Source organism: Vibrio sp. Vb339 (assembly GCF_902751245.1).
Taxonomy (GTDB): Bacteria; Pseudomonadota; Gammaproteobacteria; order Enterobacterales; family Vibrionaceae; genus Vibrio; species Vibrio coralliirubri.
Window position 1 is genome coordinate 1 of record NZ_CADDIS010000001.1, and the last position, 12,594, is coordinate 12,594.

Sequence of the window (12,594 nt, forward strand, 5' to 3'; positions counted from 1 at the left end):
CCCTTGGTCTTCCGGCGAGGGAGTTTTTCACTCCCTTTATCGTTACTCATGTCAGCATTCGCACTTCTGATACCTCCAGCAGCCCTTACAGACCACCTTCAACGGCTTACAGAACGCTCCCCTACCCCACRTACCCTAAGGTACGTAGCCGCAGCTTCGGTGTATAGCTTAGCCCCGTTACATCTTCCGCGCAGGCCGACTCGACCAGTGAGCTATTACGCTTTCTTTAAATGATGGCTGCTTCTAAGCCAACATCCTGGCTGTCTGAGCCTTCCCACATCGTTTCCCACTTAGCTATACTTTGGGACCTTAGCTGGCGGTCTGGGTTGTTTCCCTCTCCACGACGGACGTTAGCACCCGCCGTGTGTCTCCCGGATAGTACTTACTGGTATTCGGAGTTTGCAAAGGGTTGGTAAGTCGGGATGACCCCCTAGCCTTAACAGTGCTCTACCCCCAGTAGTATTCGTCCGAGGCGCTACCTAAATAGCTTTCGGGGAGAACCAGCTATCTCCAGGTTTGATTGGCCTTTCACCCCTAGCCACAAGTCATCCGCTAATTTTTCAACATTAGTCGGTTCGGTCCTCCAGTTGATGTTACTCAACCTTCAACCTGCCCATGGCTAGATCACCTGGTTTCGGGTCTAATCCTAGCAACTGTACGCCCAGTTAAGACTCGGTTTCCCTACGGCTCCCCTAAACGGTTAACCTTGCTACTAAAATTAAGTCGCTGACCCATTATACAAAAGGTACGCAGTCACACCACGAAGGTGCTCCTACTGCTTGTACGTACACGGTTTCAGGTTCTATTTCACTCCCCTCACAGGGGTTCTTTTCGCCTTTCCCTCACGGTACTGGTTCACTATCGGTCAGTCAGTAGTATTTAGCCTTGGAGGATGGTCCCCCCATATTCAGACAGGATATCACGTGTCCCGCCCTACTCGTTTTCACTGATTATGATGTGTCGGTTACGGGGCTATCACCCTTTAYTGCGAGACTTTCCAGACTCTTCACCTGCATCATTAAAAGCTTAAGGGCTAATCCAATTTCGCTCGCCGCTACTTTCGGAATCTCGGTTGATTTCTCTTCCTCGGGGTACTTAGATGTTTCAGTTCCCCCGGTTTGCCTCCTGYTGCTATGTATTCACAACAGGATACTTACTTATGTAAGTGGGTTTCCCCATTCAGGAATCCCAGACTCAAAAGGTTATTACTACCTAATCTGGGCTTATCGCAAGTTATTACGCCTTTCATCGCCTCTGACTGCCAAGGCATCCACCGTGTACGCTTAGTCACTTAACCATACAACCCGAAAGGGTCTTAGTGTATGGCAACTAACCAAGGTTTTTGGTTGTCATYAAGAAGGGTTAATTCTTRATAACTGTTTGCCGGACTCAATTGTGATTCAAACAAGTTTGAATCGAATACAAGACACTTGAATGTGTTTGTTGTGTTTATCTAATGAAAGATAAACATTGAGAACTTTTAAATTTGATTGAATTACTCGTAAGTAATCAATCAGTCAGCTTTCCAAATTGTTAAAGAGCAATGAGWYTTAWTGTKAARTTCATTTTCTAAAKACTCTMACAGTCKAAAAATCCAACCAGYGACMTAAGARGTGSTTTGGAGGTTTMMCTTCCAAGAATATTTAGAGAATGGTGGGCKATRCCGGGMTCGAACCRSWGACCYCCTGCKTGYAAGGCAGGYGCTCTCCCARCTGAGCTAATMGCCCACGATAKTTTTAWTTCCTTCGCGGAGRAAGAATGGTGGGTCGTGCAGGATTCGAACCTGCGACCAATTGATTAAAAGTCAACTGCTCTACCAACTGAGCTAACGACCCAATGGTATCCCGTAGGGGAGTCGAACCCCTGTTACCGCCGTGAAAGGGCGGTGTCCTAGGCCTCTAGACGAACGGGACACTGCAATTYATYTCYACTTTAAAAGTAGAAACAAACTTYGAAGAACTTGGGAGTTCTTCATCTCTTTGCTTTTCTAAACCTAATCAATCTGTGTGGGTACTCATCAAAGATATCTTCGTATAAGGAGGTGATCCAGCCCCAGGTTCCCCTAGGGCTACCTTGTTACGACTTCACCCCAGTCATGAACCACAAAGTGGTGAGCGTCCTCCCCGAAAGGTTAAACTACCCACTTCTTTTGCAGCCCACTCCCATGGTGTGACGGGCGGTGTGTACAAGGCCCGGGAACGTATTCACCGTGACATTCTGATTCACGATTACTAGCGATTCCGACTTCATGGAGTCGAGTTGCAGACTCCAATCCGGACTACGACGCACTTTTTGGGATTCGCTCACTATCGCTAGCTTGCTGCCCTCTGTATGCGCCATTGTAGCACGTGTGTAGCCCTACTCGTAAGGGCCATGATGACTTGACGTCGTCCCCACCTTCCTCCGGTTTATCACCGGCAGTCTCCCTGGAGTTCCCGACATTACTCGCTGGCAAACAAGGATAAGGGTTGCGCTCGTTGCGGGACTTAACCCAACATTTCACAACACGAGCTGACGACAGCCATGCAGCACCTGTCTCAGAGCTCCCGAAGGCACACCTGCGTCTCCGCTGGCTTCTCTGGATGTCAAGAGTAGGTAAGGTTCTTCGCGTTGCATCGAATTAAACCACATGCTCCACCGCTTGTGCGGGCCCCCGTCAATTCATTTGAGTTTTAATCTTGCGACCGTACTCCCCAGGCGGTCTACTTAACGCGTTAGCTCCGAAAGCCACGGCTCAAGGCCACAACCTCCAAGTAGACATCGTTTACGGCGTGGACTACCAGGGTATCTAATCCTGTTTGCTCCCCACGCTTTCGCATCTGAGTGTCAGTATCTGTCCAGGGGGCCGCCTTCGCCACTGGTATTCCTTCAGATCTCTACGCATTTCACCGCTACACCTGAAATTCTACCCCCCTCTACAGTACTCTAGTTCACCAGTTTCAAATGCAGTTCCGAGGTTGAGCCCCGGGCTTTCACATCTGACTTAATGAACCACCTGCATGCGCTTTACGCCCAGTAATTCCGATTAACGCTCGCACCCTCCGTATTACCGCGGCTGCTGGCACGGAGTTAGCCGGTGCTTCTTCTGTTGCTAACGTCAAGAGATGTTGCTATTAACAACACCCCCTTCCTCACAACTGAAAGTACTTTACAACCCGAAGGCCTTCTTCATACACGCGGCATGGCTGCATCAGGCTTTCGCCCATTGTGCAATATTCCCCACTGCTGCCTCCCGTAGGAGTCTGGACCGTGTCTCAGTTCCAGTGTGGCTGATCATCCTCTCAGACCAGCTAGGGATCGTCGCCTTGGTGAGCCATTACCTCACCAACTAGCTAATCCCACCTAGGCATATCTTGACGCGAGAGGCCCGAAGGTCCCCCTCTTTGGCCCGTAGGCATTATGCGGTATTAGCCATCGTTTCCAATGGTTATCCCCCACATCAAGGCAATTTCCTAGGCATTACTCACCCGTCCGCCGCTCGACACCCATTAACGCACCCGAAGGATTGTTAGTGTCGTTTCCGCTCGACTTGCATGTGTTAGGCCTGCCGCCAGCGTTCAATCTGAGCCATGATCAAACTCTTCAATTTAAAGTTTTGATTACCTAAATTAATAGGTGTGACTCAACGAATACTGACTTCAAAACTACTATGTAATTTTAAAGCTATTATCATTCCAACAGAATGATAATGAATTGACTGTGCCAAATAACCCCTCTCTATAAAGAAAGTAATTATTCGTATTGGTCACTCAGTTCATTGAAATCAATTTTGTTACCGAAGTAACTGTCATTACGCTCTTTCGAAAAAGAACCAATAACGTTTTGATATTCATCAACGAGTGCCCACACAGATTGATAGGTTTAAATTGTTAAAGAGCTTTGCTTATCGAAACTTTCTTTTTACAAAGAAACCCTTGAAAGCGGACGTGAATTCTAGCGATTTAATCTTAAGTGTCAAACACTTTTTAAAATTAATTTCTTTCGAACTTTCCGTCTTACTGATTACCGCTGAAGCCTTGTGGCGTCTGCCGTGTCAGTGAGGCGGCATTATAGAGATCATCGAAAACATGGCAACCCCTTTTTTGATAAAAATTCAAAAAAAGTTGCTTAAGTGTCTACTTTTACGTCAAAAGCCTCTTTCACAGGTCAAAGCTCATACAATTACAGGCATATCACTTAAAATTTCGCGACTAGAACTTTCGAAAATGCCTCTATATCTAGTTCAATACTCCATTTATCACTCAGTTCTACGATGTTATCTAGCGACTGCTGAACCGTTTTTATCGTCAACGTATTATTGTCTAGGTCGTATACCTGTTTTTGCGTAGTGTAATAGAAATAAAGAATGGTCAGCGCGTCTCGGTCGCCTTGTTCCGCTTTTGGCTGAATGCGCTTGAGCTTACGATAGATTTGATTGTGGATTTGTTTCAGGTTCCAAACATACAGCGCTTCTTTGAAATACTCATGCCCTTTCACTCGGCTTGCGATAAACGCATTCAAAGCGACAGATAAGATCACCCCAAGTACGTTCAAATGAAAGTTTCCTGTCGATTCACCAGTAATTGAAGTCGCCGAGCCAAACAATTCGATCAGAATGGTGCCGAATACAATGGCAAACAATGCAAGTGACCCAACTAATGACACCAACAACAGGTTCATCTTCTTTCTATATTCTTCTTTATTAATCTTCTGTAACTTCATCGACTACTTCCTTCTGCAAGCCACCTAATAATTTGCGCATACTATCTATGTAAACATTGGTTCGCTTCAACCCTTACCGTCTTGTAATGTGGTCATTCTCTATTTAATACTCAAAGTTCGCGGGTTGGTGCTAAGTACAACTCCATTTGACTTCATTAATAGAAAAGAGTTACATACCGCCACAATTTTGGTTATTCATCAATTCATGTTGATAAAGTCCGTTTCGCTTTATCACATACTGACAAGGTACATTCCATGCGTTCATTTGTATTACGCGCTCGCGCAGCCCCTACAGAGAGCAAACTTATCTTAGAAGGTGTTGGGCAAGACGCTCATACTGAGATTCTGGCTCATACTCTTATGAACACGATCTTCGTCGCTCAATCTCATCGTGAGAATGTCACCGTGCACCTTGTATTAGAAAGTACTAAAGACTTCTCACGTACGATCACTTTCGATTCAAATGAGATCACCAACATTGGCGGCTTTCATGAATCGGCATTGTTATCAGCGGTAGTAAGAGCGGTTGATGCTTCTCAAGGTATGACCAAAGAGCAGACTCGTCAGGTTGAAGCGGGGACCGTCGTTCGCACTATGAGCTTTGAAAAACTAGTCAAAGAACTAGCTGAAGACCACCAGCTATACATGATGGATAAGAAGGGTGACTTTATCCGTGATGCAGAGATTGCTGAAAACCCATGCTTCCTTCTGACTGACCACATCCCTATGCCGAAGAAAAGCTACAACAGCTTAAAGCGCTTAGGGACAGAAAAGATCAGCTTAGGCCCGAACATGCTGTTTGCTTCTCAGTGCGTTGTGTTGATCAATAATGAGCTGGATATTCGCGGTTTCTAGCCCGATGAGACACAGCCATAATTAGCAAAGCCCGGTTATTCGCCGGGCTTTTGATTTTTGGGTTACCGATATTTGCTTTGCTCAACTTATTGCAAACTTGCCTCGTCACATCAGGTCTCGCATTAACGTCTCATACTGCTCAGACACCAACACAACCAAATGATTAAGTTCTTTTGCATCTTCCTCTGCCAGTAAAAGTTGCCAATTCGTCTGTTGACCACTTTCATCTCGCCCAAGCACTTTGATATTCCCTTGTTCGAGCTCAAACGATAAATGACTAAAATCCGTATCGTGATGTTCATGAGACTCTAAAATTTCAAACTCTAGATTCCCTGTTGGCTTTACCTGAATGTGTGCATGAAAATGCTGCTGATTCTGTAACTCATACTCCCTGTGTATTGCGAACATACTCCCTCCTATCAACCTTAATCTAAGCTCGAAAGCGATCTGTTATAAATTACCGGCTCCTTAGGTCGTAACCCTTAGACAGCAAGTATCTATACAAAGTGTAGGCATTAGATTTTAGCGCTAGGGCAAAATCAGCCTGCTGTTTGATACTAGACAAAATAACGACGAGTATTGTGACACTTAGATTGATATTTCTTGACGGTCGTAACCTATCTCAACATCTCTAAAAAACCACAAAGCATGCAATTTATAAAACTTGCGCTTCGTTCCATTTCTGCCCGTTGTTGGTCTGACCTTTACCAATTAATGGAGATTCCGCTCCAAGCTTATGATTCTACAGTTATACTTCCGATAATTTCGGTGAATTATTTTAAGGGTATATATGTCAATTTTTACCGTATTCTTCTGTGGTACAGGATCAAACTCAGAAGACAACAATCATAAAAACTACGTTTCAGGTGAGTTGATTTCTACGTTAGCGAAGAATACGACTGGCAGAGACATGATTGACTACATCCAAGTGGATGGCGTTGGCAGTGGGAATCAAAACGAATGGTTGAAGCAAGGCAAAGATGACACGTACTCCGGAGTTAAAGGAACGTTGCTAGGCAAAGGTATCGACAGCAACATGCGCCATGTGCTGAATATCTTGCGGGGAAGCCAACAAGATAAGAATGACTACATGAAGCGAGCCAAAGGGCTGCTTAGTGAATCTCGCCCAGAAAAGTCCGCTTGGCCTTTCGCAACCAACCAAAAATATCAGGATTGGTTGAAAGACTCACAAGCACTGGCAGCCGATCTCAAACAAGGTATCGCGGCTCGCCAGCAGAACATAGCGATTGAACGCCAAACTAAGCCCATCAGCCAAGTTAACATCGTAGGCTGGAGTCGTGGTGGTGTGAGTTGCTTTGAATTGGCGAACCGAATGCTCAAAGATCCCAAGCTTAGCCATATTCCCGTCAACATCTTTGCGTGTGACCCCGTGCCCGGCGGGATGAACGCATTCAAGGATTACAAATTACTGGGCAAAAACGTCAAACAAATCGTATGTGTTTTTGCTGAAGACGAACGTTCATTGGCTTTCAAGGCGAGAATGCCTCGCTTATCCCCTTCAACTCAATATTACACCACCTACATGCCCGGCCGACATGGCACTTTGGTAGGAAATGCGAATACTTCCGGTGGAAGCAAAGGCGCGGGATTACTTACCGGTCCAGGACTGGTGACAAGAGATTTCATGGAAAAGGTATTAACGGGTTGGGGCACGCAGCTTAAACCGAGCACGACATTGAACTTCTCTCGACAACGCATTATCGAACTGTACGAGCAAATGCGCAGTCATGAAGAGTATTTCAATAAAATGCACGGTATGACTTACACGGCTAAGAACCGACTACTATGGACGAGCAAAGATAGAATCGGCCAGCAGAGGGAACGCCGTTATGGTATTCCGATGTATCGCTTTCAGTTTCCCGGTATAACCAACAACTACGGCGATGCGATTAATCGCCACCACTGCGATGTGTTAGCTACCAATGCTTTCGCTGCGCACGGTACTTCTGCCGCACTACCAAACCCAGTCTGATATTCCTATTTGATAAGCAGTTAAACAAAAAAAGAGCTCAACTAAGTGAGCTCTTTTTATTATCTATCTCTTGGTATCTGGGGAGTTATCCCAGAATCAAGCCTGATTAACCAAAGATGAAGCTGTATAGGAAGCCTGCGCCCATCGCCATGCTTAGGATAACGAATAGGAATGCCGCAATCATTTGGTTCTTGAAGATTGATTTAAGCAGGATAACTTCCGTCAAACTTGCACCTGCACTACCAATGATCAATGCCATAACTGAACCCAACGCCATGCCTTTCTGTACTAGAGCTGCACTTAGTGGGATTACCGCTTCAGCACGAATGTACAGTGGAATACCAATCACGGCTGCTACTGGAATTGCATACCACATACCTTCACCAGCGTACTGTGCAATTAGGTCTGTAGGAATGAAGCCGTAGATGAATGAACCAATCGCGATACCCATCATTAGGTAAGGGAAAACTTGTTTAAAGTCTTTCCAAGTTGAGAACCAAATTCTCATCCAACGGCTAGGTTCTTTCTTCTCTACGATTTCAGCTGTTGCGCTTCCATCCGCTGAACAGCATGAAACCGTTACTTGTGGCTCTTCTTTTTTCGAATCGCAGCAAGATGTCTCTTTCGCCATTACGGGTGCAGGTTCGCCACATGCACTTGTACCACATGAAGATTCCGCTTTAGCCGGTGCTGCTTTTTTAGGATCAGAGTCACCACAGCTAGTGCCACAGCTTGAAGCTGAACCTGTTGATTCATACGCTTCAGGTTTTACGTAACGCTCAAAACCAAGCTTCTCAAGTGCGTAACCAGCCACTACAGATACCGTCATTGCTACAAGGAAGTAGAACACAGCGACTTGCCAGCCGAACGTAATCACAAACAAACCAATGATCACTGGGTTCAATAGTGGGCTACCGAATAGGAACACCATCATTGGACCGAAACCCGCTCTTGCACGCAGCAATCCTTTTAGGAAAGGAATGGTCGAACATGAACAGAAAGGTGTAATTGCACCCAATAGTGCAGCAACCACATAACCCTTACCATTACGTGAGCTCAGGATAGATTGAATCTTTTCTGGTGTAAGGAACTCTTGAAGAATCCCAACAATGTAGCTGATCGCTAAGAACAGGATAATTAGCTCTACTGCTAAGAAAGCGAACATATCAAGTGCGTCTTTTAGCATTGTTAACATTTCATTGCTCATAATTAACTCCAAACTGGATTGAAGGTCGGGCTCTATGAGAAAAGTAACCAACCCTTAATTTCGAATATTCTCGAATTATAGAAATAAACAGCTCCAGATCAAGCTTTATTTCGATAAAAATCGAAATGATTTCTAAAACACAGTTTTTCAATGACTTACACAGACAACGTTTTTAAATTTGAATTCGACATACATTTCGACTAACATCGAAATTAAATCTTGAGGAGTTAATATGAACTTAGAAGTCGTTGCGAAAGCACTTAAAGAGTTGGGGCACCCTATTCGCCTAACCATTTATAAGAGTGTCGTTAAAGCTGGCTACCAAGGCATTGCAGTTGGCGGCCTACAAGAAGAGCTAGGCATTCCCGGTTCTACCTTGTCTCACCACATATCAAGCTTGGCGTCTGCGGGCCTAATCAGCCAAAGACGAGAAGGGAGAACTCTATTCTGCGTGGCGGAGTATGAGTGCCTAGAAGGTGTGATTGATTTCTTACAAGACGAGTGTTGCGTAAATGAACAGTGCAACTAATGCACCTTTGAACAGGGCACCTTTGAAGCTCGAACAAGTCTGGGCCGAGTATCAGCAAGCATTAAAGTCATTCCTGCATTCAAAGGTCAACAATTCTGCGGATGTAGACGACTTGCTTCAAGATATCTTGATTAAGACCTATCAGAACTTAGATAAGGTACAAGATGCGAGCAGTGTTAAGGCTTGGCTGTTCCAGTTAGCCAACAACACCATTATCGACTTCTACCGTAAGCATGCACGCCAACAACGTGATAGCCAAATTGATGCTGAAGATCTGTGGTTTACCGATTTAGACCACGACTCTGAATTTAAGCAGAAGCTTTCATTGTGTATTGAACCTTTTATTCAGGCATTACCAGAACAAAGTTCATCGCTACTGCTTGCCGTCGACATCAAAGGCCAAAGCCAGAAAGAGATCGCAGAAGCGCAGAATGTCAGTTACTCAACGGTTAAATCCCGTGTGCAAAAAAGCCGTGCTGATCTTAAGAACCTGTTTGAAGAGTGTTGTAACTTGTCCCTTGATCAACAAGGCAATGTGATTGATTGCGAGCTTAAGCCGAACGCCAGCTGCGGCAAGTGTTAATCGTTACATCGAATCCGTTATTTCAATAGAACAAAGCCAGCAATTGATGCTGGCTTTGTTGTTTTCATAATCTGCAAATCACGCTTTACTTAAACAAATCTAGAGCTTAAGCGAACCGAACTATGCTGCTTCCGCTTTTACCACAGGTTGATAGCGCCCCGGTTTATGATTCATTGCTAGAATCAAGTTGGTGACTATCGCACCAAGCACAGACAGAAGAACCAATGACACATCAACAATGAACAGAGAAAGCACAACAATCGTGCAGTCTAATGCCATCTGAACCTTACCTGCTCGAATTCCAAAACGTTCTTGTAAGAACAACGCCAGAATGTTAAAGCCACCTAAGCTCATCTTGTGACGGAAAATCACCAACATGCCGGTACCAATCAAGCCACCACCAAGTAAAGCTGCATACAATGCATGAATTTCGGCAATTTGAATCACGTGATACAAGTGATCCACAGCGAACGAAACAATCGAAACAGCGATAAACGTATTGATGGTGAAGCGCCAGCCCATACGAGCAACCGACAAAATATAGAAAGGTAAGTTAAGTGCGAAGAATACTTGGCCAAAGCTCAAATCTGTTACTTTGGTAATGAAGATCGCTAGACCAGCCGTGCCTCCGGTGAGCAAACCGACTTGGTTGAAAAAGATAACGCCGAGTGAAACCAGTGCGCTACCTAAGATCAGTGCCAGTAAGTTTTCGCGAAGGTTATGATCTTTATCCATGTGAATGACTCTCCCTGAATCTTTTAACATCGCGTTTCAGTAGTCTTGAAACGATTTATGCCCAAATTTACGATGTTTGACAGATAAGTCGAGTGAACGAGCAATGTTGCTTAGTGATTAGTTTGTATATTAGTTTTTACAGCTTTGTGAAACCTTTAATTAAACAGCTAGTTATAAACCTGAATTTAGACTTTCATTCTTAATTAGATATTTATTTCTATTAACTAACGAGCTTCAAGTTTTCTTATTTATTGAGCGCGTTTTGTCCCAATTTCAATTAAGCGACAATCTATGCATAAAACGCATAGACTACATCACAAATGGTCATTTGATACATAACCTACTCATCACTATGATGCGCGACTTCTTACAACATTGAGCGCATGTCAACACCGTATGTTTTCACAATCTCTTTTTGCCCAACTGGCCAGAATGACGCTATTTCTCGTCATTAGTTTGGTTATTGTGCATCACAGTCAGCCATTGATGGATCTCTTGGCTCAGCATGCCGTGAGCAGTGGCTGCCACCAGCAGTCAGCGCATGAGCATTCTGGGCACGAACATCACCATGAGATGACTGACCAACACATGTCAGCGCAAGACCACTCACATCACCACCATTAATTTAAGAGTATTAGAATGAGCATTTTCCGTTTTCCTTTACTGGTATGGCTTGGGATAGGCACACTTATTATCAGTCTAGGGATCAGACAATCATTCGGCATTTTCATGATGCCAATTTCAGAACATTTCGGTACAGGTCGCGAGTTTTTCAGCTTTGCGATTGCGCTACAAAACCTTTTGTTCGGCGTGTTCCAACCTTTTGTTGGTATGGCAGCTGACAAATGGGGAGCAAGACGCATCATTATCGCAGGTGCATGTGCTTACGGTTTGGGTTTACTTCTTACCTCAATTTCTACCGAATCGAGCATGCTTTACGTTTCATTGGGTGCACTAGTTGGCCTTGGCTTAAGTGCGACAAGTTATGTGATCGTGCTTGGCGCAGTGGCGAAAGTGGTACCGGCAGAACACGCGGCTAAAGCGTTTGGCTTAACCACGGCTGCAGGTTCATTTGGTATGTTTGCGGTGATTCCGGGCGCACAATACATGCTGAATGAATTTGACTGGCAGAGTGCGATGCAAGTGTTTGGCGTACTGTGTTGTTTGATGATCTCTTTTGCGCTGTTCATGCGAGCGCCTAAAGCAGCCTCAAACAAACAAACGCAAGCTGAAGAGAACCAAACACTGAAAGAAGCGCTGTCTGAAGCATTTGCTCACAAAGGTTACTGGTTGATTCACGCGGGCTTCTTCGTGTGCGGTTTCCACGTAATGTTTATCGCAACGCACTTACCGAGCTATTTAGCTGATAAAGACCTACCAGCGAGCAGCGCGGCGATGGCACTGGCTTACGTTGGCATCTTCAACATCTTCGGGTCTTACTTCTGGGGTGTAATGGGCGACAAGTTCAGCAAACGCCACGTTATGTCTGCACTGTACTTAGTGCGTACTGTGGTTATCGGAGCTTTTGTCACTTTGCCTGTTACTGAGTCAACCGCGGCTATCTTCGGTGCAGCGATTGGTTTTTGTTGGTTGGGTACGGTTCCGCTAACTTCTGGCTTAGTTCGTCAGATCTTCGGTGCCCGTTACCTGTCAACGTTGTATGGTTTGGTATTCTTTACTCACCAAGTGGGTAGCTTCTTAGGTGCTTGGGTCGGTGGTCGTATTTACGATTACTACGGTTCTTACGAGCCAATCTGGTGGTCAACGGTGGTGCTGGCATTTGCAGCAGCACTTATCCATTTACCAATCAATGACAAGCCGATTGAGCGACTGAAATTGGCAATGGCTTAACGTTTTATGCTGACTCCCCCACTAGCGTAAACAACAAGTCGTTCCAATAAAGCGAGTGAGTATTGAATTGAAAGGAAGCATCCTGAGATACTCACTCGCTTTTTTGTTGGTCGTTATAATAGAAATTATAACTAGCGAAA

General features: G+C 44.9%; 10 protein-coding genes, 3 tRNA genes and 2 rRNA genes. 5 read left to right on the forward strand and 10 right to left on the reverse strand.

The window, feature by feature from the left end; genetic code table 11:
- The 6 genes from HRQ85_RS00005 to HRQ85_RS00030 all read right to left on the reverse strand — a co-directional run.
- Positions 1–1,297, reverse strand: a 23S ribosomal RNA gene (locus HRQ85_RS00005); the annotation flags it as partial.
- Positions 1,298–1,651: 354 nt separating this feature from the next.
- Positions 1,652–1,727: transfer RNA gene (locus tag HRQ85_RS00010), tRNA-OTHER, on the reverse strand.
- A 32-nt stretch (positions 1,728–1,759) separates the two neighbouring features.
- Positions 1,760–1,835: transfer RNA gene (locus tag HRQ85_RS00015), tRNA-Lys, on the reverse strand.
- A 2-nt stretch (positions 1,836–1,837) separates the two neighbouring features.
- Positions 1,838–1,913 (reverse strand) — tRNA-Glu (locus HRQ85_RS00020).
- A 121-nt stretch (positions 1,914–2,034) separates the two neighbouring features.
- A 16S ribosomal RNA gene (locus HRQ85_RS00025) occupies positions 2,035–3,589 on the reverse strand.
- Between the two features lie 587 nt (positions 3,590–4,176).
- A complete protein-coding gene (locus tag HRQ85_RS00030; protein ID WP_172378294.1) occupies positions 4,177–4,701 on the reverse strand; it encodes a DUF3087 family protein in 525 nt (174 codons plus the stop codon).
- A gap of 255 nt (positions 4,702–4,956) precedes the next feature.
- Here HRQ85_RS00030 and trmY point away from each other — a divergent pair, with 255 nt between their 5' ends.
- Positions 4,957–5,556, forward strand: coding sequence for a tRNA (pseudouridine(54)-N(1))-methyltransferase TrmY (trmY, locus tag HRQ85_RS00035; RefSeq protein ID WP_172378296.1), 600 nt, complete (start codon positions 4,957–4,959; stop codon positions 5,554–5,556).
- A 105-nt stretch (positions 5,557–5,661) separates the two neighbouring features.
- Here the strand turns inward: trmY and HRQ85_RS00040 are convergent, their stop codons facing one another.
- Entirely contained in the window at positions 5,662–5,964 is a 303-nt protein-coding gene (locus HRQ85_RS00040) for a hypothetical protein (protein ID WP_172378298.1), read from the reverse strand.
- Between the two features lie 382 nt (positions 5,965–6,346).
- Here HRQ85_RS00040 and HRQ85_RS00045 point away from each other — a divergent pair, with 382 nt between their 5' ends.
- Positions 6,347–7,549, forward strand: coding sequence for a hypothetical protein (locus HRQ85_RS00045; RefSeq protein WP_050643760.1), 1,203 nt, complete (start codon positions 6,347–6,349; stop codon positions 7,547–7,549).
- A gap of 106 nt (positions 7,550–7,655) precedes the next feature.
- Here the strand turns inward: HRQ85_RS00045 and HRQ85_RS00050 are convergent, their stop codons facing one another.
- Positions 7,656–8,756 carry a permease gene (locus HRQ85_RS00050; RefSeq protein WP_048613874.1) on the reverse strand — a complete coding sequence of 367 codons (1,101 nt, stop codon included), beginning with the start codon at positions 8,754–8,756 and terminating at the stop codon, positions 7,656–7,658.
- Between the two features lie 232 nt (positions 8,757–8,988).
- Between HRQ85_RS00050 and HRQ85_RS00055 the strand changes: the two genes are divergently transcribed.
- Both HRQ85_RS00055 and sigZ read left to right on the forward strand, forming a co-directional pair.
- A complete protein-coding gene (locus HRQ85_RS00055) occupies positions 8,989–9,285 on the forward strand; it encodes an ArsR/SmtB family transcription factor (RefSeq protein WP_004733042.1) in 297 nt (98 codons plus the stop codon).
- The gene (gene sigZ, locus HRQ85_RS00060) at positions 9,269–9,868 is read left to right on the forward strand and encodes an RNA polymerase sigma factor SigZ (protein ID WP_172378300.1); all 600 of its coding nucleotides are present in this window, start codon (positions 9,269–9,271) and stop codon (positions 9,866–9,868) included. Before HRQ85_RS00055 ends, sigZ begins: the two co-directional genes overlap by 17 nt.
- A gap of 120 nt (positions 9,869–9,988) precedes the next feature.
- Here the strand turns inward: sigZ and HRQ85_RS00065 are convergent, their stop codons facing one another.
- Positions 9,989–10,603, reverse strand: a complete 615-nt coding sequence (locus HRQ85_RS00065) for a YitT family protein (RefSeq protein WP_017065874.1) — start codon at positions 10,601–10,603, stop codon at positions 9,989–9,991.
- 460 nt (positions 10,604–11,063) lie between these two features.
- Positions 11,064–11,213, reverse strand: a complete 150-nt coding sequence (locus HRQ85_RS26445) for a hypothetical protein (protein WP_172378302.1) — start codon at positions 11,211–11,213, stop codon at positions 11,064–11,066.
- A 29-nt stretch (positions 11,214–11,242) separates the two neighbouring features.
- Between HRQ85_RS26445 and HRQ85_RS00075 the strand changes: the two genes are divergently transcribed.
- The gene (locus tag HRQ85_RS00075; RefSeq protein ID WP_172378304.1) at positions 11,243–12,454 is read left to right on the forward strand and encodes an MFS transporter; all 1,212 of its coding nucleotides are present in this window, start codon (positions 11,243–11,245) and stop codon (positions 12,452–12,454) included.
- Positions 12,455–12,594: the final 140 nt, after the last annotated feature.